This is a genomic window from Nonomuraea sp. ATR24 (assembly GCF_041950485.1).
GTDB lineage: Bacteria > Actinomycetota > Actinomycetes > Streptosporangiales > Streptosporangiaceae > Nonomuraea > Nonomuraea ceibae.
On the sequence record NZ_JBGNUU010000022.1, the window covers coordinates 20,873 to 42,587 of the forward strand.

Annotated in this window: 21 protein-coding genes and 1 tRNA gene; 13 read left to right on the plus strand and 9 right to left on the minus strand. The window is 72.0% G+C overall.

Annotated elements, in window-relative coordinates; all coding sequences use genetic code 11:
* The 3 genes from ACBI99_RS37070 to ACBI99_RS37080 form a co-directional block, all read right to left on the minus strand.
* Positions 1-291 carry an FmdB family zinc ribbon protein gene (locus ACBI99_RS37070; protein WP_219500165.1) on the minus strand — a complete coding sequence of 97 codons (291 nt, stop codon included), beginning with the start codon at positions 289-291 and terminating at the stop codon, positions 1-3.
* Positions 292-360: 69 nt separating this feature from the next.
* Complete coding sequence (locus ACBI99_RS37075) at positions 361-1,866, minus strand: potassium/proton antiporter (RefSeq protein WP_219500167.1); 1,506 nt, start codon at positions 1,864-1,866, stop codon at positions 361-363.
* Positions 1,867-1,890: 24 nt separating this feature from the next.
* A complete protein-coding gene (locus ACBI99_RS37080; protein WP_219500169.1) occupies positions 1,891-2,460 on the minus strand; it encodes a 5-formyltetrahydrofolate cyclo-ligase in 570 nt (189 codons plus the stop codon).
* 24 nt (positions 2,461-2,484) lie between these two features.
* Here ACBI99_RS37080 and galU point away from each other — a divergent pair, with 24 nt between their 5' ends.
* The 7 genes from galU to ACBI99_RS37115 all read left to right on the plus strand — a co-directional run bounded on the left by galU (position 2,485) and on the right by ACBI99_RS37115 (position 7,037).
* Positions 2,485-3,387, plus strand: a complete 903-nt coding sequence (galU, locus tag ACBI99_RS37085; RefSeq protein ID WP_219500178.1) for a UTP--glucose-1-phosphate uridylyltransferase GalU — start codon at positions 2,485-2,487, stop codon at positions 3,385-3,387.
* A complete protein-coding gene (gene glp / locus ACBI99_RS37090; RefSeq protein ID WP_375074614.1) occupies positions 3,374-4,558 on the plus strand; it encodes a gephyrin-like molybdotransferase Glp in 1,185 nt (394 codons plus the stop codon). Before galU ends, glp begins: the two co-directional genes overlap by 14 nt.
* Positions 4,555-5,025 (plus strand): cyclic pyranopterin monophosphate synthase MoaC, encoded by a 471-nt coding sequence (moaC, locus tag ACBI99_RS37095; protein WP_219500182.1) that lies wholly within the window; start codon positions 4,555-4,557, stop codon positions 5,023-5,025. Before glp ends, moaC begins: the two co-directional genes overlap by 4 nt.
* Entirely contained in the window at positions 5,022-5,501 is a 480-nt protein-coding gene (locus tag ACBI99_RS37100; RefSeq protein WP_357586117.1) for a MogA/MoaB family molybdenum cofactor biosynthesis protein, read from the plus strand. Before moaC ends, ACBI99_RS37100 begins: the two co-directional genes overlap by 4 nt.
* Positions 5,502-5,541: 40 nt before the next feature.
* Entirely contained in the window at positions 5,542-6,186 is a 645-nt protein-coding gene (locus ACBI99_RS37105; RefSeq protein WP_375074615.1) for a GNAT family N-acetyltransferase, read from the plus strand.
* Between the two features lie 124 nt (positions 6,187-6,310).
* Complete coding sequence (locus tag ACBI99_RS37110; protein WP_375074616.1) at positions 6,311-6,898, plus strand: hypothetical protein; 588 nt, start codon at positions 6,311-6,313, stop codon at positions 6,896-6,898.
* Between the two features lie 65 nt (positions 6,899-6,963).
* A tRNA-Ala gene (locus ACBI99_RS37115) sits at positions 6,964-7,037 on the plus strand.
* Positions 7,038-7,215: 178 nt separating this feature from the next.
* Here ACBI99_RS37115 and ACBI99_RS37120 read toward each other — a convergent pair.
* Both ACBI99_RS37120 and ACBI99_RS37125 read right to left on the minus strand, forming a co-directional pair.
* Positions 7,216-7,560, minus strand: coding sequence for a hypothetical protein (locus ACBI99_RS37120; RefSeq protein ID WP_375074617.1), 345 nt, complete (start codon positions 7,558-7,560; stop codon positions 7,216-7,218).
* 706 nt (positions 7,561-8,266) lie between these two features.
* Positions 8,267-8,650 (minus strand): helix-turn-helix domain-containing protein, encoded by a 384-nt coding sequence (locus ACBI99_RS37125; RefSeq protein WP_308125601.1) that lies wholly within the window; start codon positions 8,648-8,650, stop codon positions 8,267-8,269.
* A gap of 130 nt (positions 8,651-8,780) precedes the next feature.
* Between ACBI99_RS37125 and ACBI99_RS37130 the strand changes: the two genes are divergently transcribed.
* Positions 8,781-9,239 carry a nuclear transport factor 2 family protein gene (locus tag ACBI99_RS37130; protein WP_375074618.1) on the plus strand — a complete coding sequence of 153 codons (459 nt, stop codon included), beginning with the start codon at positions 8,781-8,783 and terminating at the stop codon, positions 9,237-9,239.
* Positions 9,240-9,796: 557 nt separating this feature from the next.
* Positions 9,797-13,096: a WD40 repeat domain-containing serine/threonine protein kinase gene (locus ACBI99_RS37135; RefSeq protein WP_375074619.1), complete on the plus strand. Its 3,300-nt coding sequence runs from the start codon at positions 9,797-9,799 to the stop codon at positions 13,094-13,096.
* 64 nt (positions 13,097-13,160) lie between these two features.
* Here ACBI99_RS37135 and ACBI99_RS37140 read toward each other — a convergent pair whose 3' ends face one another.
* The 3 genes from ACBI99_RS37140 to ACBI99_RS37150 are packed head-to-tail and all read right to left on the minus strand — an operon-like array spanning position 13,161 to position 16,687.
* Positions 13,161-13,934, minus strand: coding sequence for an alpha/beta fold hydrolase (locus tag ACBI99_RS37140; RefSeq protein ID WP_375074620.1), 774 nt, complete (start codon positions 13,932-13,934; stop codon positions 13,161-13,163).
* A gap of 43 nt (positions 13,935-13,977) precedes the next feature.
* On the minus strand, positions 13,978-14,622 hold the full coding sequence (locus ACBI99_RS37145) for a response regulator transcription factor (protein WP_219500190.1): 645 nt from the start codon (positions 14,620-14,622) through the stop codon (positions 13,978-13,980).
* A complete protein-coding gene (locus ACBI99_RS37150) occupies positions 14,600-16,687 on the minus strand; it encodes a histidine kinase (protein WP_375074621.1) in 2,088 nt (695 codons plus the stop codon). Before ACBI99_RS37150 ends, ACBI99_RS37145 begins: the two co-directional genes overlap by 23 nt.
* Positions 16,688-16,920: 233 nt before the next feature.
* On the opposite strand from ACBI99_RS37150, the gene ACBI99_RS37155 reads away from it, so the two are divergent.
* The 4 genes from ACBI99_RS37155 to ACBI99_RS37170 all read left to right on the plus strand — a co-directional run bounded on the left by ACBI99_RS37155 (position 16,921) and on the right by ACBI99_RS37170 (position 20,682).
* Positions 16,921-17,826: an NADP-dependent oxidoreductase gene (locus ACBI99_RS37155; protein ID WP_375074622.1), complete on the plus strand. Its 906-nt coding sequence runs from the start codon at positions 16,921-16,923 to the stop codon at positions 17,824-17,826.
* Between the two features lie 125 nt (positions 17,827-17,951).
* Positions 17,952-19,043, plus strand: coding sequence for a hypothetical protein (locus ACBI99_RS37160; RefSeq protein WP_375074623.1), 1,092 nt, complete (start codon positions 17,952-17,954; stop codon positions 19,041-19,043).
* Between the two features lie 9 nt (positions 19,044-19,052).
* Positions 19,053-20,039, plus strand: a complete 987-nt coding sequence (locus ACBI99_RS37165; protein WP_219500199.1) for a sensor histidine kinase — start codon at positions 19,053-19,055, stop codon at positions 20,037-20,039.
* A gap of 16 nt (positions 20,040-20,055) precedes the next feature.
* On the plus strand, positions 20,056-20,682 hold the full coding sequence (locus ACBI99_RS37170; RefSeq protein WP_219500201.1) for a response regulator transcription factor: 627 nt from the start codon (positions 20,056-20,058) through the stop codon (positions 20,680-20,682).
* 48 nt (positions 20,683-20,730) lie between these two features.
* Here ACBI99_RS37170 and ACBI99_RS37175 read toward each other — a convergent pair whose 3' ends face one another.
* Positions 20,731-21,597, minus strand: a complete 867-nt coding sequence (locus ACBI99_RS37175) for an LLM class flavin-dependent oxidoreductase (RefSeq protein WP_375074624.1) — start codon at positions 21,595-21,597, stop codon at positions 20,731-20,733.
* Positions 21,598-21,715: the final 118 nt, after the last annotated feature.

Below are 21,715 nucleotides of genomic sequence, written 5' to 3' on the forward strand. Positions count from 1 at the left end.
TCAGTTGGACGCGGCGGCCGGAGCGGGCTTCGACTCGGCGGGCTTCGACGACGACTCGGCCGACTTGGACTCCGCGGGCTTCGAGGAAGCCGTGGCCGGAGCGGACGTCGACGACGAGCGGTTGTCGGTCTTGTAGAAGCCGGAGCCCTTGAACACGATGCCCACGGCGGAGAACACCTTGCGCAGGTTGCCCTGGCACGCCGGGCACACGGTCAGCGCATCGTCGGTGAACTTCTGAACGACTTCGAGCTGCTCACCGCAGTCGTTGCAGGCGTACTGGTAGGTCGGCACGCGCTCCTCCTTCAGGGGTTTGGCACTCGAGCGATGCGACTGCTAATGGTAACCGATACGGTCAAACGACTATTCCACTCCCCGCTCCCCGTACCATCCGGCCAGCTTGCCGCGGCGGCTGACGGCGCGCATGCGGGTCTCGGCCTGGTCGCGGCAGGCGGCGGTGGTGACGAGCAGGATCTGGTCGTCGACGCGGACGCGGGTGTTGGCGGCCGGCACGAACGACCTGCCCTCGCGGACGATGAGCGTCACCTGGGCGCCGGCCGGGAGCCGCAGCTCGAAGATCTCCACGCCGTGCAGCTTGGAGCCGGGCGGGACCTTGATCTGGAGCAGGTCGGCGTTGAGCTCCTCCAGCGGCGCCGACTCCACCTCCAGGTCGTGCGCCTCGCCGGGCGCGGCCACCTTGAGCAGCCGGGCCGCGAACGGCAGCGTCGGCCCCTGGAGCAGCGTGAACACGATGACGATCACGAACACCTGGTTGAAGATGTCCTTGGAGCCGGGGACGTCGGCCGCCCACGGGATCGTCGCTAGCACGATGGGGATCGCGCCGCGCAGCCCGGCCCACGACAGGAACGCCTGCTCGCGCCAGGTGATCGTGGCCAGCCGGCCCACGCGGGCGACGGCCGCGCTGACCATCACCGACAGCGGCCTGGCCACCAGCGCGAGCACGGTGCCGGCGATCAGGCCGGGCACGATGGCCGACGGCATCTCCTTGGGGCTGGCCAGCATGCCGAGCATGACGAACAGCCCGATCTGCGCCAGCCAGGCCGCCGCCTCCGCGAAGCCCCTGGTCGCCGCCCGGTGGGGGAGCCGCGAGTTGCCGAGGATGAGCGCGGTCACGTACACCGCGAGGAATCCCGAGCCGTGCAGCATGACGGCGCCGCCGTAGGAGGCGAGGGAGAGCGCCAGGACGGCGATCGGGTAGAGGCCGGACACCGGCAGGGCGATGCGGCGCAGCGCGTAGGCGCCGGCGGGGCCGACGGCGAGGCCGACGCCGCCGCCGATGAGCAGCTCCAGCGTCGTCTCCAGCAGGAACGAGCCCATGCTGGGGGTCGGCTGGGCGGCGCTGCTCAGCAGCACGACGGCGATCACGGTGGGGGCGTCGTTGAAGCCGGACTCGGCCTCCAGGGTGCCGGACAGCTTGGAGGGCAGCGGCAGCCTGCGCAGCACGGAGAACACGGCCGCGGCGTCGGTGGGGGCGAGCACCGCGCCGAGGATCAGCGCGGTGGTCAGGCCGACGCCGAGCAGCGCCTGCACGGCCGCCGCGACGACGACGATGCTGACCGCGACGCCGATCGTGGCCAGGATGAGCGCCATCGGGACCGCGCGGCGTACGTGGTTCCAGTTGGTGGTCAGGCCGCCCTCGGCCAGGATCACCGCGAGCGCGATCAGGCCGATGCGCTGGGCGACCTCCGGGTCGCTGAACGGGATGCCGAACCCCGCGTCGCCCAGCAGCAGGCCGAACCCGAGGAAGAGGAGCAGGCTGGGCAGGCCGCTGCGGTGGGCGACCCGTACGGACACGACTGCGGCGATGACGATGGCAGCGCCGAGAAGGAGCCAGACATCAAGCGTCATCCAGTCCCCTCTGTGCGTGCGTAGTCACTTTAGACTAGTCAGTCCCTCGGGGGTGATCGCAAAGCGGACCCGGCGATCGTGCGGCTCGGCGGGCACGTCCTCGCGCAGCTCGCCGTCGTGGAGCAGGGCGACCGTGGGCACGTTCGGCCCGACCCTGCTCAGGGCCCGGTCGTACGATCCCCCGCCGCGCCCGAGACGTACCCCGGTGTGCCGGTCGACGGCCAGCGCCGGGACGATCACCAGCGCGGCCGTGCGGATCGCGCCGGTGCCGCGCCGCGTGTCGACCGGCTCCATCAGCCCGAACCGGCCCGGCGCCAGCGTGTCGGGCCCGTCGTACACCGCCCAGTCGAGGTCGTCGTCCTCGCGCAGGACCGGCAGCATCACGGTCGCGCCGTGCTTCCACAGCGCGAACACCAGCCCGTGCGTCTCCGGCTCGGTGCCGATCGACCAGTAGCAGGCGACGAGCCCGGCCATCTGGACCCACGGCTGGTCAAGGAGGGTTTCGCGGATCTTGATGGAGTTGGCGCGCAATTGGCCGGGAGTGAGGGAGGCACGCGCCGAAATCAGCTCACGGCGCAGGTTGAGCTTGTCCACAGGGTCCTCCACTAGGGTCTACTCATGGCTGACTTCGACCCTGTGACGAAAGCCGTGGTGCCCGCCGCGGGTCTGGGCACCCGGTTCCTTCCGGCGACCAAGGCGACACCCAAGGAGATGTTGCCCATCGTCGACAAGCCCGCCATCCAGTATGTCGTCGAGGAGGCGGCCTCCGCCGGGCTCCTCGACGTGCTGATGGTCACGGGCAAGAACAAACGGTCGATCGAGGATCATTTCGACCGCGCGTTCGAGCTGGAGGAGGTGCTCGAAGCCAAGGGCGACGAGCACCGGTTGTCCCAGGTCCGTGAGCCGGCCTCGCTGGCGACCCTGCACTACGTGCGGCAGGGCGAGCCGAAGGGGCTCGGGCACGCGGTGCTCTGCGCCAAGCAGCACGTCGGCGACCATCCGTTCGCGTGCCTGCTCGGTGACGACCTGATCGACCGGCGTGACCCGCTGTTGCAGCGCATGATCCAGGTGCGCGACACGTTCGGCGGCAGCGTCATCGCGCTGATGGAGGTGCCCAAGGAGCAGGTGTCCCTCTACGGCGTGGCGACGATCGAGGCGACCGACGAGGACGACGTCGTCCGCGTGACCGACCTGGTGGAGAAGCCGCCGGTCGACGAGGCGCCGTCCAATTGGGCGATCATTGGGCGTTATGTCATCGACCCGGCCGTGTTCGAGGTGCTGGAGAACACGCCGCCCGGGCGCGGCAACGAGATCCAGCTCACCGACGCGCTGCGCACGCTGGCCGGGCGCGACTCCAGCGAGGGCGGGCCGGTCCACGGCGTGCTGTTCCGGGGCCGCCGCTACGACACCGGTGACAAGCTCGACTATCTGCGCACCGTGGTGAAGTTCGCCGCGGACCGGCCCGACCTGGCTCCCGAGTTCCTGCCGTGGTTGCGAGAGTTCCTCGATGAAGTCGGTTGATCAGCACCTCGCTGACATCCTGTCCACCGTGCGGCCGCTCGCGCCGCTCGAGGTGGAGCTGGAGAGCGCGCTCGGCACGACACTGGCGGAGGAGATCGTCTCGCCGGTGCCGCTGCCGCCGTTCAACAACTCCGCCATGGACGGCTATGCCGTACGCGCCGTCGACGTCCAGGACGTGCCCGTCACGCTCCCGGTGATCGACGACGTGGCCGCCGGGGCCGGTGAGATGCTCGCCATCGGCCCCGGGCACGCCGCGCGGATCATGACCGGCGGGCCCATGCCCGCCGGGGCCGACGCGGTGGTGCCCGTGGAGTGGACCGACGGCGGCAAAGTCTCCGTCCGCGTCGACCGCGCCGCCGCCGTCGGCAACGCGATCCGGCTGGCGGGCGAGGACGTGCGGGCCGGCGACACGGTGCTCCGGCCGGGCACCGTGATCGGTCCCGCCCAGCTCGGCATTATCGCGGGCGTCGGCCGCCGCCGGGTTCTCGTACGCCCCCGGCCCCGCGTCGTCGTGCTGGCCACCGGGGCCGAGCTGGTCGAGCCGGGGCTGGCGCTCGGCCACGGGCAGATCTGGGACTCCAACAGCTTCACGCTCACCGCCGCCGTGCGCGAGGCGGGCGGCGACGGTTTCCGCGCGCCGACCGTGGGCGACGACCCGGCCGCGTTCCTGGAGCAACTCGACGCCCAGCTCGTCCGCGCCGACGCCGTGATCACCAGCGGCGGGGTGTCGATGGGCGCGTACGAGCCGGTCAAGGAGGCCCTGGGGCCGCTGGGCACCGTACGGTTCGAGAAGGTCGCCATGCAGCCCGGCATGCCGCAGGGCTTCGGCGTGGTGGGCGACGACCAGGTGCCGGTGTTCGCGCTGCCCGGCAATCCGGTCTCGTCGTTCGTCTCCTTCATGCTCTTCGTACGGCCCGCGCTGCGGCGGATGCGTGGGCTGGAGGCCGGGTTCCCGGAGACGACGGCCGTCCGGCTCGGCGCCGATGTGCGCTCGCCGGAGGGCAAGAGGTCGTTCCTGCGCGGGCGGCTGGCCGGCGACGTCGTCGAGCCGGTGCGCGGGCAGGGCTCCCACCAGCTCGCGGCGCTGGCCTCGGCGGACGCGCTGATCGTGGTGCCCGAGGAGGTCACGGCGCTGACCGCCGGAGAGGAAGTGCGGGTGATCCGGCTTTGAGCGAGTTCACGCATCTGGACGAGACCGGCGCGGCGCGGATGGTGGACGTCTCCGCTAAGGACGTCAGCGTCCGCACCGCCACGGCGACCGGGCGGGTGCTGCTGTCGGGCGAGGTCGTGGAGCTGCTGCGGTCCGGCGAGGTGCCCAAGGGCGACGCGCTGGGCGTGGCCCGGATCGCCGGGATCATGGGCGCGAAGCGGACGCCCGACCTGGTGCCACTCTGCCATCCGATCGCGCTGCACGGGGTGAAGGTCAGCCTCGACGTGGAGGACTGGGGCGTGGCGATCACCTGCCGGGTGAAGACGGCCGACCGCACCGGCGTCGAGATGGAGGCGCTGACCGCCGTCACCGTGGCGGGGCTGGCGCTGGTGGACATGGTGAAGGCCGTCGATCCGGCCGCCGTGATCAGTGACGTGCGGGTGGAGGAGAAGACCGGGGGCAAGACCGGGATCTGGAGGCGGGGATGATCCGGACACTGGTGGTGACGGTCTCGAACCGCGCCTTCACCGGCGTTTACGCCGATAAATCAGGACCTGTCCTGGTTTCCCTGCTCCAGGACGCCGGGTGCACCGTCGACGGCCCCACCGTGGTGCCCGACGGCGACGCCGTCGAGACCGCCCTGCGCGAAGGCGTCGCCTCCGGCTACGACGTGATCGTGACCACCGGCGGCACCGGCCTCACCCCGACCGACCTGACGCCCGAGATGACCGCCCGGGTGATCACCCGCGAGATCCCCGGCATCGCCGAGACCATCCGCCAGGCCAACCGCGACCAGGTCCCCACCGCCGTCCTGTCCCGCGGCCTCGCCGGGCAGGCCGGCAACACGCTGATCGTCAACCTGCCCGGCTCGACCGGCGGTGTACGCGACGGGGTGGCCGTCCTCGCGCCCATCCTGCGCCACGCCGTCGACCAGATCCGCGGCGGCGACCACCCCGGTTCCTGACCCGTGGCGGCATCGCGCCGGTTGGGGGGATGATGGTGTGGTGGATCGACTACGCGGCTGGCCTGCGGCGCTGAGCGAAGGTCCGGTCGGCCTCCGGCCGCTCCGGCTGGCGGACGTGCGCGTATGGCGCGACACCCGGGTGCGCAACGCCGACTGGCTCCGCCCCTGGGAACCCAGCAACCCGGAGACCCCGCTGTTCAAGACCGGGCTCAGCCCGTACGTCTCCATGGTCGGCACCCTGCGCCGCGAAGCCCGCCAGGGGCTCGCCCTGCCGTGGGTCGTCACGTACGGCGGCCGGTTCGCCGGCCAGCTCACCATCGGCGCCATCGTCTGGGGCTCGGCCCGCTCCGCCCAGGTCGGCTACTGGATCGACGGCGCGCTCGCCGGCCGCGGCATCACCCCGACCGCCCTCGCCCTGGCCGTCGACCACTGCTTCTTCACCACTGGATTGCATCGGCTCGAAGCAAACATCCGCCCCGAGAACCAGGCAAGCCGTAGGGTGGTTGAGAAGCTCGGCTTCAGGGAAGAAGGCATACGGCGTCGCCAACTCCACATCGACGGAGCCTGGCGCGACCACATCTGCTACGCGCTGACCGTCGAGGACGTCCCCGGCGGCCTGCTGGTGCAGTGGCGTCGCGCGCGTGAGTCAGCGGCTCACGGTGGTTCTCCGATTGAAGAGGTTTGACGATCTCGCGACACACCGCACCGAATGCTCGTCAATCAGTGACACGCGGTCTTACGGTGCGTGACGTGAGCACTTTGAAGACGCCGATGACCCACAGGCGTCTTCATGCTGCCCGGAGGTGGCCGTGAGCGGTGCCCTCCTCTACCTTGCCATCGTCATCATGTGGCTGTGCGTCCTGGTCCCCATGTGGCTGCGCCGGGACAAGACGAACCTCGCCGAACTGGCCGAACTCGAGGAACACTACACCGGCGAACACCAGCTCCCCGACCTGACCCGCTCGCCCCAGGACTCGGGCACGGGCCTGGAGGACGACGCCCCGCCGGCCGACTACGTCGACCCCCGCCAGTTCCGCGCCCGCCGCCGCGCGATCATCGTAGCGCGGCGCAGACGGTTGCTGTTCTTCACGCTGCTGCTGGTGGCGGCCTCCATCGCGACGGCCGCCTTCCAGCTCATCCCGTGGTGGGCCGTGGCCCCCTCGGGCGTGATCATGCTCGGCTACCTGGCGTTCCTGCGGATGGCCGTACAGGTCGACCGCGAACGCCGCCAGCGCGCCGCCCGAGCCCGCGAACGCGCCCGCCGCATCCGCGAACGCCGCGCCGCCGAGCTCGCCGCCCAGCAGGCGGAGGCGGAGATCATCGAGTTCGAGGCCCGGCAGGCGGACGTCCTCTTCGACCAGTACGCCGAACCGCCCCGGCGCGCGGTGGGCGACTGACGCGGTGCGCGACCGAAAGGGTGGCGCGAGGACCCTCTGGAGTTTGCTAATCTGGTCGAGTCCTTGGGGATGTAGCGCAGTCCGGTAGCGCACTTCGTTCGCATCGAAGGGGTCAGGGGTTCGAATCCCCTCATCTCCACCCAGGTCGAAGGCCGCTTCCGAGTGATCGGGAGCGGCCTTTGCGTTACTAGGCGAGTAACTGAGTGACTGTCCGGTTGAATGCGAAGATGATCAATCGGCTGGTGACGGCGACCGTGAGTGGGGCGAGCCGAGGCCATCGGGGTGCAAGGTGATGGTGGTCTGAGCACAGATGTGTGCTAGGTCGCCCTTGCCTCTGGGGGCGGAAGGGGTTCGTCGGCGGGCAGGAGGACGGTCGGCTTGGCAGTGCCGTGGGCGGCGCGCTGGCGGCTGTTGGTCAGGTCCACCGCGGTGGGTGGCGCGGCCGGGCTGCGGTGGAGGCGGTTGAGGCGGGGGCAGGTCACCGAGGGGGAGGTGCCGGCGGCCGGGTATTGCAGCCGGATCCGTCTCTGGGTGCCGGCGCCTTGCTTGAGCTTGAGCCAGTAGGGCTCGCGGGCGGCGATCAGTTGGGTGAGCTGCTCGGGTGGCCTGCGGATGATCTGATCGTCCAGACCGGTGGTGGCCTGGGCCAGCCGTTCGGGCATGAGGGGGGGCAGGCCAGGTTGCCGTCGATGAGCAGGGCGTTCGTGGACGCTGCCTTGGACGCCGGCTGATCCTGTTTGTAGTCCAGGACGAGTTGGTAACCCAAGGCGCGGGCGGGCCGGGCGAAATGATCGGCCCGCCTGGTCGCTATAGGCGCGGTCGACGGCGAGGATGCCGGTGGGCAGGTCGAGCGGGAGGAAACCTGCAGAGTGGCGATCGCGTTCGCACCGATGCGCTTGTACGGAGTGTCGATGACCAGGCAGAGCGCGAGGATGAAAAGCGTTCACGGGGTGAGCCGGGAAGCGGTCTTCCCAGCCCTTACTCCACCCCTGGGTCCGTGCCTTTCGTGAACACCCCACCAGGAAGATGCAGGTGACCGCCGTCCGGGCCATCTGACCAGCGCGGGCGCTCTACTTTGCGTCTGGTGACAGACCCGAGCCCCGGGCCTTCAAAATCGGCCCCTCCGCTGCCTACGAGGCGCTGACCCAGCGCTGAGCAGCGGCTCTGCTGTCCCGCGGCCCGTTTCTGCCAGCGTGGTACTCGTTCATGATCCACTCAATGTGGGTTTCGGGCTTATGTGGTTCTGACCGCCAGAATTCCAGAGTTCGCGAATACCGCAGGGCAACCTGATTGCCCTGCGAACCCCTAGCTCAGCAACAGTGTTCGCCGTTTGGCACCGCACAGGCATTGGTGCGCTCCGGCAGTTGCCTACCGTGGCCGAGGGGCTGTGGTGGTCGAGCCCCACTCCCACAGCGCCTGCAGGACCGGTGCGAGGGCGCGGCCGCGTTCGGTGAGGGCGTAGCCCACTCTTGGCGGCCAGCCCGGCTTGCGATGGCGATTGAGGGCGCCGGCCTCGACCAGTTGGGTCAGCCGGTCGGTGAGGACCTTGTCGGAGAGTGTGGGCAGGGCCTGTGCGAGCTGGCTGAAGCTGCGCGGACCGTGCAGCAGTTCGAGGATGACCAGGGCGGTCCACCGTCCGCGCAACGTGGCGAGGGTGATCTCTACCGGGCACGACGGGTCGGGCTCGACCACCGGGCCCGGGCAGCTGTGCAGGAACTCGGTCGCTGTGTAGCTGACCGTTTGGTGAGCCACGTAGGGCCTCCTTAGTGTTGCCGTCACATCCCAGCATGCAGGGCCGGGAGCCGGCCCCGGACATCGGTGCGGCATGTCCGGTCAACCGGCCAGGCGACCATTCAGGCGGAGGAGCGACGTGGTGCAATCCATGGAGAAGATAGCGATCGCGGAGTTGGTGACTCGGCTCTTTCATGCGCTGGACGCGCATGATTGGGAAACGATCGGCGCACTGGCAACGGATTTCGTTGATCTTGATTACCCGTCGAAACAGGGTGGTCCGGAACGGGTGTCTGCAGGCGATTTCGTATCGGGCCTGCAGAGTTTCCTTCCTGGCTTCGATGCTACGCAACACCTGCTGGGTCCGATCGTGGTCGACCTGGGTGAGGAACCCGAGGCGACGGCGCGCTTTGACGCCCGTGTCACGCACCTGATCACTGAGGCCGCCGATGCCCCTATCTGGGTGATCGGCTGCCACTATACGCTCGGCCTCGAACGGCGAGACGGTGAGTGGAAACTGTGCTCCTCCCGTGTCCGGGTGCTGTACGAGGAGGGCAACCGCGACCTGGAAGCCGCAGCGCGTCAACGGGCGCAGCCATCGTCCCAATAGTTGCTCGCCCCTGAGGAAGTCGCCGGGGTAAGTGCTTCCGAGCTCGGCAATTACTGCGCTGTGAGGCCTGGCGGGTTGAGAATGACGTTGCTGTCATTTTCGTCGGAGGTGGTGGCCGGTGCTGCGGTCTCGGGACGACAGGCCGCGTAGGTGGCGGCCTTTCTGACGCTGCCGGCGGTTCCGAATCCGGATCTTGTACATCGACTGCGTAGGTGTCTTCGGGCGGAGGCTCGCGGTGGTCGTGGGCTTGCCGCCGGGTGCGTCCTTCGAGAGCTTCGCTTCGTCCGGCTTCGGCGCTGTGCACACCTTGGAGCCGCAGACAGGTGCTGTCAGCAGGCCAGCGCTTTCCGGACCTCATCCAGGTGCGTGACGGAGGCTGCACCGGGCAGCGGGCCGCGTACGTGCTCAGGTGTCAGCCGGATGCCCGGTGAACGCCGGCCAGTGCCGTGGCTGCCGGCAGCGGGCGAACCGCGTCGCGCGTAGCCCTCTGCCTGCAGCGATGCACACGTGGGTGTTTTGGGCGGAACTTCGTCGGTGATGATCGCATCAAACCAGGCGTGTTGATCGAAGGAGACCCTCAGCGGCTCGGTCGTTACTGGCTGGCCGGGCGGCTCGGCGCCGGTGGCCAGGGAGTGGTGTATGAGGCATATGCCGAGGACGGCCGCCGGGTGGCGATCAAGGTGCTTCACGGCGATCAGGTGGCCCAGCTCGGCCGGGAAGCGGCGGCCGCCCAGCGGGTGGCCTCGTTCTGCACCGCGCCGATCATCGAGGCCAAGCTGGAGGGCCCGCGTCCCTACATCGTCAGCGAGTACGTGGAGGGCCCGAGCCTGCGTACGGCGGGCAGGATCTTCGTGGGTGACGACCTGCACCGCCTGGCCACCGCCATCGCGACGGCGCTGACCGCCATCCACGACGCCGGGGTGATCCACCGCGACCTGAAGCCCGACAACGTGCTGCTGGGCCCGGACGGCCCCCGCGTGATCGACTTCGGCATCGCCAGGACCGCCGAGATGTCGCTCACCGCGACCGGCGTGGTGAGCGGCACGCCCACCTACATGGCCCCTGAGGTGTTCATCGGCCAGCGAGCGGACGCCTCGGCGGACGTGTTCGCCTGGGGAGCCGTCATCGTCTTCGCCGCCACCGGCCGTGATCCGTTCCACGCCGAGAACCTGGGAAGCGTCATGCACCAGGTGTTGTCGGCCACCCCCGACCTGTCCGCGCTGCCCGGCACGCTGCGCCGGTTGGTCTCCTTGGCGCTGGCCAAGGAGCCGGCCCAGCGGCCGACCGCCCGCGAGCTGCTGCTGGCGCTGGTCAGCGGCGACGGCGACCTCGACACCGCCCGCCTGCTCGCCCAGGGCGGCCACCGGGCCGCCGGGATCGGCGCGCAGGGGCACGATCCCGCACTCGGCACGCTGGCCGAGCAGGCGTACGCGATGCTCGATCCGGCCGAGCGAGAGCTGGTCCCCGAGGTGTTACTGCGGCTGGTGACGGTGGACGAGGCGGGCGAGCTGTCGACCCGGCACGCCGAGCTGGCCGAGCTCATCGAGGGGCGGGCGTCGCACGAGGTGGCCGCCGTGCGCAGGATCCTCGCCGTGTTCGGCTACTTCCTGGCCAGGCAGGACGGCGGCGTACGGCTGGCCAGGCCGGCCCTGCCCCAGGCCTGGCCGCGGTACCGCCGGTGGATCGAGACCAACCGCGACGGCCTGGCCGTACACCGGCAGATCCTCGCCGCGGCGCGACGATGGCAGGCGGCGGGACGCCGGGACGGCGACCTGTTCCAAGGCAGCAGCCTGGACAGCGCGTTGGAGTGGGCGGCCACCGCCCGCCGCGACATCACCCTGTCGCCCACCGAACGTGACTTCCTGTCCGCGGCGGCCACCCTGACCAGGCACAGGGCCAGGCGAGCCCGGCTGACCTCGCTGAGCCTGGGCGGGCTGCTGGTGATCGCGCTGGTGGCCGGCGGGCTGGCCGTGCAGCAGGGCGCGGTGGCCGACGGCCGGGCTGAGCAGATAGCCGGGCAGCTGACCAGGTCGGAGGCGGCCAGGCTCGCGGGGGTGGCGACCACGACCCGCGGGAGCGACCCTCACCAGGCGATGCTGGCGAGCCTGGCGGCCTGGCGGCTGGACCGCACGCCGGCCACCAGGGCGGCCCTGGTGGCCTCGCTGGCGCAGCGCGAGACGGCGATGTTCCGCGACCCGTCGACCGCGGGCGACACGGTACGCGCGCTCGGCGCCGACGGCCGGACGCTGATCAGCGCCGATTCCACCGCGACGCGTGTGTGGGACGTGCGCAACGGCCGGCTCCTGCGGACACGCGGCGCCCGGCGGGCCGAGCCGATGGACAGCGTGACGCTGAGCCCGTCGGGCAAGGTGCTGGTGACCGTGACGGCCAGGCGCGCGTCCGCGGTGGACCTCGCCAGCGGCAGGAAGATCAGCGACCACGTCTTCCCCGCTGCCAAGGATTTCACGAACGAGTGGGTCGACGTGGCGTTCGAGCGGGACGATTCCGTCCTGCTCGAGGAGGCTGACCGGCGTACCCGCTGGGACCTGCGAACCGGCGCCGCCAAGGCGCTCGGGCCCGCCGCCGCGGGCACATTCAGCCGGGACGGGGCCTGGCGGGCCGTACGGCGCGGTCGCCTGCTGGAGCTGACCAACCTGCGGACCGGGGCGAAGGACTTCATCGGCGACAAGGACGGCGCCGGCACCCAGGGCACCTGGAACGGTGGCGCGGCCGTGTTCGGCGCCGGCCTCGTCGCGACGGTGGCATCGCGGTCCATCCAGTTCTGGCGCAGGTCGGACACGCAACTGCTCACCACGGTCCAGGTACGAGGGGGAGTTGACGAGGCGGTTCAGGGGGCCTTCGACGGAAGTACGTTCCGCTATCTGGTGGGTGACCAGGTCTTCTCGGTGGACGTGGGCGACCTGACCACAGAGGACGACGATCACCTTGTGAGCGCGGCGGCGCTGAGCGGCGACGGGCGGCTCGTGGTCCGCGACGGCGAGCTGTCGGCCGTCGGCGGGAGGAAGGTCGGCACGTTGCCGGAGGCGGAGTACGCGGTGTTCAGCCCGGACGCCCGTTTCGTCGCCATGTTCGGGCCCGGGGTGCGGATCGTGGACACCGCCTCGGCCGCCGTCCAGGGCACGCTGCGCACGTCCGCCGCGCAGGTGGCCTTCTCTCCCGACGGCGCCAGGCTGGTTGTGGTCACCGAGAAGGGCGGGGTCGAGCTGTGGGACCGGCGGACCGGGCGGCGCATGTGGTCGGCCGAGGCGGGCGCGGCGAAGTACGCGGCCTTCTCCGCCAACGGGCGGACGCTGGTGGTGGCGGGCGACCGCGTTCACCTGCTGGAGACGGCGGCAGGCAAGGCGCTGGGGCCGGCGTTCGGCGGCGGTGGCAGGAACGCGGAGGGGGTGCGCGCGTATTTCACCCGCTCCGGCAAGGCGGTCGTGGTGCTCGACGCGCGGCGGCGGATGACGGTGTGGGACGTGGCCACGCGCCGCAGGCTCGCCACCGCGCGCGGGTTCGGCGACCCCGCCGCCTACTCGCCGCGCGAGGACCTGCTCGCCAGCCTTCAGGTGGGGGGCAGGGTGCGGCTGGTCGACGTGATGTCGGGCACGGACCTGGGCGCGCTGCTCGACCAGGGCGGCGGGCAGGACCCGGAGATCGGGGCGCCGCTCGACGTGGCGTTCACCGGCGAGGGGTCGGCGGTGCTGACCGTGAACGGCAACGGCGCGGTCAGGCGGCACGCCGTGGGCGGGGAGGCGTTGGCTGCGGCGGTGTGCGCGAAGGCGGGCGGGCTGAGCGCGGCCCAGTGGCGGGAGATCGTACCCGCGCTGCCGTACAGAAAGGCGTGTCCCTAGCCGGCGACTCCGACGAAGCCGCGCGTGCGCGATGCTCGCCTTGGACGTCGGGGGTCGTACCTGGTCAGTGTGATCGGAGGAACGTCAGCGCATCGGCTGCGAAACGCGGGTCGGTGAACGTCGCGCCGTGGCTTCGGCCCGGGTAGACGATCAGCTTGGCGCCGGGGATGCCGGCCGCGGTCTGGCGGGCCAGTTCGAGGGGGTAGGCCAGGTCCTTCTGGCCCTGGATCAGCAAGGTGGGGGCGGTGATCTCCGGTAGCCGGGCGCGCAGGTCGAATCCGATTTCGGCGTTGAGCATGGTGGCGCCGTCGGTGTGGTCCCCGCGGCCGTCGGCCAGCCAGGCCAGCGCGGCGACGAGAGTCCGGCCGATCGGCGACTCCGTCACCAGGTCGGCCAGAGGGGGGCTCGGCCGCCGGCCCCGCCTGGCGCGCTCGACGTAGGCGCGGTTGGCGCGCTCGCAGATCGGGCCCGGTGCGGCGGCCGTACCGCCCAGGACCAGGCGCGCGACCAGGCCGGGGTGGTCGGCGGCCAGTTGCAGGGCCAGGGAGCCGCCCGTCGACAGGCCCAGCACGTGCACCGGTCCGGTGAACGCGGCCTCGATCCCCTCGGCGTAGTGGGCGGCCAGTTCGGCCATGGTGGTGTCGGGCGGCAGGCCGGGACGGCGGGTGAGGGCGTGGACGGTGAAGTGCTCGGTGAAGGGCTTGACCAGCCGCATCAGGTAGCGACGGCCCCAGCCGGCCGGCACTGCGGCCTGCGGGGTGAAGAGGAGGACGATCAGCGGCGGTCCTGTCCCGAGGGAGAGGCAGGGCAGTCCGCCCAGGGAGTGCGCAACTTCCATAATGGGATTACTGTAATAGTCTGATTATCAGAATGGCAAGATGCTAGCCGTTCGCGCCCAGGCCCGACTCCCGGGCGCGGACGATGGCCTGCGAACGGTCGGCGACCTGGAGCTTGGTGAAGATGGCCGAGACGTGGTTGCGTACCGTCTTCTGACTCAGCCCGAGCCGGGCGGCGATCTGCGGATTGGTCAGGTGCCTGGCGACCAGGTCGAGGATCTCGCTCTCGCGCTGCGTCAGGCCGGGCAGCGCCGCCCCGGACCGTTCGCCGCCGCCGCTGAAGTAGTCGGCCAGGCGATGGCCGAGCGCGGGGCCGAAGACGGCGCCGCCCTCGGCCACCACCTGCACCGCACGGACGATCTCCGCCTTGCGCGCCCCCTTGAGGACGTAGCCGCGGGCCCCGGCCCGCACGGCCGCGAACACCGAGTCGTCGTCGTCGGACATGCTGAGCACCACCACCCTGATGTGCGGATGGTCGCGGACCAGCAGCTCGGTCGCCGCGATCCCGCCCATGCCCGGCATCTCCAGGTCCATCAGCACCACGTCCGGCTGCGCGCGGCCCGCCAGCGCGAGCGCCTGCTCCCCGCTGCCCGCCTCGTCGGCGACCTCGATCCCGTCGGCTCCCGACAGCAGCGCGCGCAGCCCCGCGCGGAACCCCGGATGGTCGTCAACCACCAAGATCCTGATCATCGCCGTTCCCCTCCCCACCCGCGGGCAGCTCGACCCGGACGCGGGTGCCGCCGCCGGGACGCTCCTCGACGGTGCAGGATCCTCCCAGCTCCAGGGCACGTTCGCGCATCGACGCCAGCCCGACCCCCGAGCCCGCCGCGGCGGACTCCCGCCGCCCGATCCCGCGGCCGTCGTCGCAGATCTCCAGGTTCAGCCTCCCGCCGGCGAGCTCGATCCGCAGGCGGGCGTACGTGGCTCCCGCGTGCCTGCGCGTGTTGGCCAGAGCCTCGCTCGCGATCCGGTACGCGGCGACCTCGGTGGCGGCGGGCAGCACGGGCACGTCGTCCGGGGCGTGCACCTCCACGCGCAGCCCTGAGGGCTGGCGGGCGGCGTGGGCGCGCAACGCCCCGGCCAGGCCCAGCGAGTCCAGCGCCGGCGGGCGAAGCCCTTCCACCAGGGTCCGCACGTCGGCCAGCGCGGCCTCGGCGTCGCCGACGATGTCGGTAAGCAGTTCCCGTACGCGCTCGTCGGCCGCCAGGTCGTGGGCGGCCTCGGCCCGCATGGTCAGCGCGGCCAGGGTCGGCCCGAGGCCGTCGTGCAGGTCGCGCCGCAGCCGGCGCCGCTCCTCCTCGCGGGCCATGACGAGCCGCTCCCGCGACCGCCGCAGGTCGGCGGAGAGCCGTGCGGCGTGCACGGCCACGGCCACCTGCCGGGCCAGGTCCGCCAGGACGCGCAGGTCACGGGGGCCGAACCCGGTCTCCCCCGGCCGGGGGCGCAGGATCAGGCCGCCGACCTGCCGGCCGTTGTGCGTCAGCGGCAGCCGGGTCAGGCCCGCGTCGCCCGTCGCGGCCGGGCCCGGCGCGGTGTAGGCGTGGCGCTCGCCCCCGGCGGTCTCCACCGCCGCGTACGGCAGGCGCAGCGCCTCGGCGATCGACCGGGCGATCCCGGACAGCCCGGCGTCGGGGCCGGCGGCGTTCTCCAGCCTGCGGCCCAGCCGGGTGAGCGCGGCGTACGGGTCGTCGGCCTCGCCGTAGGTCAGCAGGTTGACCCAGCCCTGCAGCCGCTGGCGCAGCGGGGCGAAGGCCAGCGCGACCAGCCCGGCGGCCCCTACGGAGATCGGCAGGTCCTGGGCGGGGAAGAGCGCCCCCAGATAGCCGACCACGAGGACGTACCCGCCGGTCACGCAGCCCGACAGCAGCACGTAGACCAGCGTCCGGTTGATCACCAGGTCGATGTCGAAGAGCCGGTGACGCAGGATCGCCACGCCGATGGTGACCGGGACGAGGGCGGCGCCCAGGGCGGCGACCAGCTCCCACACGGGGTCGTGGGCGGGCCACACGGAGCCGGGGACGTCGTCGGTGAGCCCCGCCACCAGCCTGGCCCCGATCACCAGGGCCTCGATCCCGGCCCCGTAGAGCAGCCAGGCGACCTGGCGGCGTTCGGGGCCGTCGCTGCGCAGCAGCCGCCTGCCCAGCCCGGCGGCGCCGACGGCGAACACCGCCACCAGCACGCCGCCCAGCACCGGCTCCAGCACCGGCGCGACGGAGGCCAGGGCGGGCACGCCGAGCGGGTTGGGCACCCCGGCGCCGGCGCCCACCTGGGTGTCCGGCCCGGGGCGCAGCGCGCTCAGCACGGCGACGACCGCCGCGACGGCCACCGCCGCGGCCGGCCACGGGCGTAAGGAGGCGGAGGGCAGCCGCCCGCCGGGGAAGAACAGCGGGACCAGGGCCGCCGCCGTGTTGGCCGGCACCCACAGCCAGGTCTGCGGCCAGGCCAGCGGCGCGGCCAGCGGCAGCCCCGGATGGGTGATCAGCCCGAGGACCGCGTACTGGCCGGTGGCCTCGTACAGCGCGAAGCAGAACGCGGACAGCGCGAGCAGCCGGCCCACCATGTGCCCGGGCCGCCGGGCGCAGATCAGGCCGCCCACCAGGGCGCAGGCCGTCACGAACAGCAGGTGGAGCACCGGCGCCGGCGCGCTGCCGTTGGCGCCCGCCAGGGCGGCGGCCGTCGCGGCCAGGGCCAGGGTCAGCCCGCACCACCACCACGCGGCCCGGCCCGTCGCCGGCTTCACCTCGGTCGCCGTCACGATCCCTCCGATCAGGAGCCAAGGTAGCCGTTCACGAGCCCGGCGGGGAGGGACGCCGTCCTGGGACACACAGGACATTCATCCCGGCCGGGCGGTCCGGAACGATCACCGTGCAAGGCGTCGCCGCGTCCGCGACCGTCACGATGGCACTGGAGGCTCGCCGGGTCTGCCGGCGGCGCGAAACGGGCCACCGTTTAAAGTTGGACGCTCATCGAACTCTAGGGGAGTTGGGTATGCGTGCTCTGCGGATCGACCGCTTCGGAGATCTTGACGTGCTGGCGCTGGTCGACGTGCCGGAGCCCCGGCCGGCCGAGGGCGAGGTGCTGGTGCGGGTCATCGCCTCGGCCGTGAACCCGGTTGACGACAAGACGCGGGAAGGGGCCATCGGGGAGGGCACGCCGCCGTTGCCGATGACGCTGGGCTGGGAGCTGGCGGGGATCGTCGTCGACCCGGGCACGAGCGGGCTGTCCGTGGGCGAGCGGGTGTTCGGCATGTCGCACCAGCTCGCGACCGGGCGTGGCTCATGGGCCGACCTCGTCGCCATCCCGGCTGCCTCCATCGCCCAGGCGCCCACGTCGATCAGCCTGGCCGAGGCGGCGACCCTGCCCCTGCCGGGACTGACCGCGCTGCAGACCCTGGACTGGCTGCAGGTCGGCCAGGGAGACAAGCTGCTGGTGGCAGGTGCGGCGGGAGCCGTCGGCGGGCTCGCCGTGCAACTCGCGGTTGCTCGCGGAGCGCAGGTGGACGCGCTGGTGTCCAGGCAGGCGCAGGTCAGGGTGGTACGGGAACTGGGGGCCGAGCACGTCACCACCGACCGGACCACCCTGCCGGCGGGCGGCTACGACGCCGTCTTCGACACCTACGGCGCCTTCGTCACCGACGCCGTGGCCGACGGCGGCCGGTACGCCTCGATCGCCACTCAAGCCGGGCCCGTCCCCGACCTGTCGCATCGTCGGGTGCGCACCACGGTCAACCAGGTACGCGAGGACGGCCGCGGCCTCACCGAACTCGCCGCGGCTGTGGACGGCGGGCGACTGAGGGCGCGGGTCGACGCGCAGTACGCCGTGCAGCACGTCAAAGCCGCGCACGAGCATTTCCGGCGGGGGAGCCTGAACGGGAAGATCGCGCTGATCTTCTGAACGGACCATCCGGGAAGGGCGCGCCGCCGCCCTCTGTCCTTTTGCAGAGGCGGCGGCGTGAACGCCGGGGAAGTTCTGCCGTTCGGCGGATAGGGCGGCGCGGGGCCGGGATCGAGGCTTGAGCCATGAGGAAGGTCATGGGGAAGTGGCCCCACTGGGCCGGGTACGCGGCGGCCGTCTGGGCGCTGGGCTACGGGGCGCTCGGGCTGTACTGGGCGCTCGGCGGCAGCGGGTTCCCCTTCGGCAGGAGCGATCCCGACTGGGAGCCGGGGCTGTCGGTGCTCGGGGAGGCGATCCCGGAGCGGGCGGGGCCGGTGATCGCGGTGCTCGGCGTGCTGGGGGCGGTCGCCGGGCTGGCGCTCGCGCGAGGGGTGCGGCGGGGCCGTGCCGTGCTGCTGGGGTTCGCCTGGGCGGCGGCGGTCGTCCTGACGGTGGTGGTCACCGACAACCGGGTGCTGATGCTGGTGGCCTATGCGCCGCTGCTGGCGGTGTTCGCCTTCACCGGGGTGCCGGGAGGGCAGCCGATGTCGGAGCTGGTGCCGTGGTCGCGGGTCAACCTGTTCGTCGTCCTGGTGGGCGGGCTGCTGTGGGCGATGGCGGCGCTGGCCTACCAGCGGCGTACGGCGGCCAGGTGCGTGATGTGCGGGCGGGGCGCGTACGGGCCGGCACGCTGGGCCACGCCGCAGGCGGCGCGGCGCTGGGGCCGGTGGGCGGTGGTGGTCGCGGCGGCCGTCCCGGCCCTGTACGACGCCAGCCGCTTCGCCTGGGCAGCGGGCATCCCGCTGGGGATCACCGAGGAGTTCTGGCGGTGGCTGGACGAGTCGGGGCTGCGCTGGGGCGGGCTGTTCCTCAGCCTGATGGGGCTGGCCGGGGCGATTCTCACGCTGGGGCTCGTGCAGCGCTGGGGCGAAATCTACCCGCGGTGGATCTGGTTCAGGGCGGGCCGGCCGGTGCCGCTGATGCTGGCCGTCGTTCCCGCCTCGATCGTGTCGGTGATCGTGCTGTCGGGCGGGCTCACGTACTGGCGCCTGCGCATGGTGCACGGGTTCGACGACTGGGGCATGTGGGCGACGTGGTTGCCGCCGCTGACGTGGCCCCTGTGGGGCGTCGCGCTGGCCGCCGCCGCCCTCGCCTACTACCTGCGCCGCCGCGGGGTCTGCCGGGTGTGCGGAGGCGGTGGGCTCAGGGAAGCCGAGCCGGCCGCCGAGCGTGGTTAGGCTTTCGGCATGAGGGCGTACGGCGAGGCGGAGGGCCGGCGTGGTGACGCGGCACGCCGGCTCCCGGTGGCCTGGGGAGCGGGAGCCGCCGGGGCGCTCTCGCTGGCCGTCACGCTGGCGCATCCGCTGACCGGGACGGTCAGCGGCAGCGCGCCGTTGCAGGTGGGCGAGGTGTCGGTGCTCCTGGTCCTGACCGCTGTCACCGTCCGGCGCTCCCCAGGAGGGCGGGCGGCCGTGTGCGCGGGGCTGAGCGGGCTCGCGGTGGCCTTCATCCTGCTGCGGGCCGTGTGGCAGGGGCCGCCGCAGCTGGCGTTCGGCGCCTGTGCCGGGTGGGCGCTCGGCGCTGTGGCGGCCGTGGGGGCCGGGCTCTACCTGCGTGGGCTGGACGACAAGCGGCGGCGTGCGGTCGAGGAGGCCGAGCGGGCGCAGCGGCTCGGGCTCGCCCGTGACCTGCACGACTTCGTCGCCCACGACCTCAACGGCATGCTGGTGCAGGCGCAGGCCGCCCAGGTGGTGGCCGGCACGCTGCCGGAGCCGGTCGCCGAGGCGCTGCGGCGCATCGAGGACGCCGGGCAGCGGGCGCTGGCCTCGCTGGACCGGGCCGTGCACGCGCTGGGCGAGCGGGGGCCGGGGATCGAGGAGCTGGAGCGCCTGGCGGACGCGTTCTCGCCGGCCGTGCGGGTGGAGCTGGCCGTCGAGCCGGGCATGGCGGTACGCCACGAGGTCTCGTCGCTGGCCTACCGGGTGGTGACGGAGGCGCTGACCAACGTACGCCGGCACGCACCGCGCACCACGACCGTGCGGGTGGACATTCGTAAGGAAGGGGAGGTCCTGCGCGTACGGGTGGAGGACGACGGCGGGGGCAGGTCGCAGAGCACCAGAGCCGGCGGTTTCGGGCTGGCGAGCCTGGCCCACCTGCTGGAGGCGCGTGGCGGGAAGCTGGCGGCAGGCCCGGACCGGCGAGGCTGGCAGGTAACCGCGCGGATCCCCGCATGACGGCCGGCGGTTACGGATGACGACGCGGATTCTCATCGCCGACGACCAGGAGGACGTGCGGATCGGGTTCCGGCTGATCCTCGACGCGCAGCCGGACATGACCGTGGTGGGCGAGGCCGCCGACGGCGCGCGGGCGCTCGAGCTGGCCCGTCACCTGCGTCCCGATGTGGTGCTGGCCGACATCCGCATGCCGGGCCTGGACGGGCTGGAGGTCACCCGGCAGCTCGCCGCCGAGACCCGCGTGATCGTCGTGACCACCTTCGACCTGGACGAGTACGTCCACACCGCGCTGCGGGAAGGGGCGTGCGGCTTTCTGCTCAAACGGTCGGGCCCCACCCTGCTGGTGGAAGCGGTCCGCGCGGCGATGGCAGGTGACACGCTGATCAGCCCGCAGGTGACCCTCCGGCTGCTCCGGGGCCTGATCCGGACGGCCCCGCCGCCGCTGAAGGACCCGCTCACCGCGCGTGAGCTGGAGATCGCCCTTCTGGTGGCGCGAGGGCGCACCAACGCCGACATCGCCGCCGAGCTGGTCATCAGCCCGGGCACGGTCAAAACGCACATTGCGCATATCCAGCGCAAGGTGGGAGCCGCCAATCGGGTCGGCATCGCCGCCTGGGCCTGGAGCAGCGGTCAGGTCCGCTGAGCGCGGACCCGTCGAGCGGCTCGGGTCCTGGTTCGCGGGTCGCCTGCTTCAGGCGTCCCGGACATGGGTCAGTTGTGCTCTGGCCTCCGCGAACGCCTCCGCCTGCCGGGTCCAGTCCCCGCCGTCGAGGCTGAGCCCGACCGTGTCGGCGCCCGCCTCCGCGTAGGCGTGGAGGCGGTCCGCCACCTGTGCCGGGGTGCCGGTGACGGGTACGGCTGCCGCTTCCTCCGGGGCCATGCCGTGCACGTCCACCAGGATGCGGGTGAAGGAGGCGACGGCGGCCGGGTCGTCGACGAGGATCGCATGGCCGCCCACCGAGATCGTCGGAACCGGGCGGCCCAGCTCGCCGGCGATCTCGCGCAGCCGTACCGCCTTCTTGCGCAGAGCCGCGGGGCTGATCAAGGAGGGCACCCAGCCGTCACCGAGGCGGACGGCGCGGCGCATCGCCGCCTCGGAGTTCCCGCCGACGAGGATGGGCGGGACCGGGGCGGCCGGGCCGAGAGTGACCTCGTCCTCGCCCAGTTGGGTCGCCTCACCACGGATCAGGCCGGGGAGCGCTTGCAGGGCTTCGTCGGCCCGGCGCCCCCGGCCCTGAACGGGCGCTCCGACCGCACGCCAGAACGGCGAGCCGGGGAAGCCGCCGATCCCTACGCCCAGGGTGACCCGGTTGCCTGACAAGTGCTGAAGTGTCTGTATCTGCGCGGCGATCCAGGCGGTCGGGCGCAGCGGGAGGCTGAGCACGCCGAACTCCAGCCCGATCGTGTCGGTCACCGTTGCGGCGGCGGCCAGGACGAGCATGGCGTCGAAGCTCGGTGTCCCGTCTCCGACGATGAAGTCGGCCATGCCGAGCGAGTCGTAGCCGAGGTCCTCAAGGCGCTTCGCCATCGCGATGTCAGGCACGCCGGTCTTTGTCATGGGCAAGGTGGTGCTGATCCGCATGGTGATCCTCCTGGACGTTCGGACCGGAATTGCAGATCACGCTAGGAACTCAAGGCGGGTTGAGGTCAAATTGCGGGGCGCGTGGGGAGATCGT

What these genes read in the sequence shown, in the direction of transcription:
- ACBI99_RS37075 (WP_219500167.1), bottom strand. Translation starts at nt 1,866, where the DNA reads ATGACGCTTGATGTCTGGCTCCTTCTCGGCGCTGCCATCGTCATCGCC.
- galU (WP_219500178.1), top strand. Translation starts at nt 2,485, where the DNA reads ATGGCTGACTTCGACCCTGTGACGAAAGCCGTGGTGCCCGCCGCGGGT.
- glp (WP_375074614.1), top strand. Translation starts at nt 3,374, where the DNA reads ATGAAGTCGGTTGATCAGCACCTCGCTGACATCCTGTCCACCGTGCGG.
- ACBI99_RS37100 (WP_357586117.1), top strand. Translation starts at nt 5,022, where the DNA reads ATGATCCGGACACTGGTGGTGACGGTCTCGAACCGCGCCTTCACCGGC.
- ACBI99_RS37120 (WP_375074617.1), bottom strand. Translation starts at nt 7,560, where the DNA reads ATGCCCGAACGGCTGGCCCAGGCCACCACCGGTCTGGACGATCAGATC.
- ACBI99_RS37130 (WP_375074618.1), top strand. Translation starts at nt 8,781, where the DNA reads ATGGAGAAGATAGCGATCGCGGAGTTGGTGACTCGGCTCTTTCATGCG.
- ACBI99_RS37140 (WP_375074620.1), bottom strand. Translation starts at nt 13,934, where the DNA reads ATGGAAGTTGCGCACTCCCTGGGCGGACTGCCCTGCCTCTCCCTCGGG.
- ACBI99_RS37145 (WP_219500190.1), bottom strand. Translation starts at nt 14,622, where the DNA reads ATGATCAGGATCTTGGTGGTTGACGACCATCCGGGGTTCCGCGCGGGG.
- ACBI99_RS37155 (WP_375074622.1), top strand. Translation starts at nt 16,921, where the DNA reads ATGCGTGCTCTGCGGATCGACCGCTTCGGAGATCTTGACGTGCTGGCG.
- ACBI99_RS37160 (WP_375074623.1), top strand. Translation starts at nt 17,952, where the DNA reads ATGAGGAAGGTCATGGGGAAGTGGCCCCACTGGGCCGGGTACGCGGCG.
- ACBI99_RS37165 (WP_219500199.1), top strand. Translation starts at nt 19,053, where the DNA reads ATGAGGGCGTACGGCGAGGCGGAGGGCCGGCGTGGTGACGCGGCACGC.
- ACBI99_RS37170 (WP_219500201.1), top strand. Translation starts at nt 20,056, where the DNA reads ATGACGACGCGGATTCTCATCGCCGACGACCAGGAGGACGTGCGGATC.
- ACBI99_RS37175 (WP_375074624.1), bottom strand. Translation starts at nt 21,597, where the DNA reads ATGACAAAGACCGGCGTGCCTGACATCGCGATGGCGAAGCGCCTTGAG.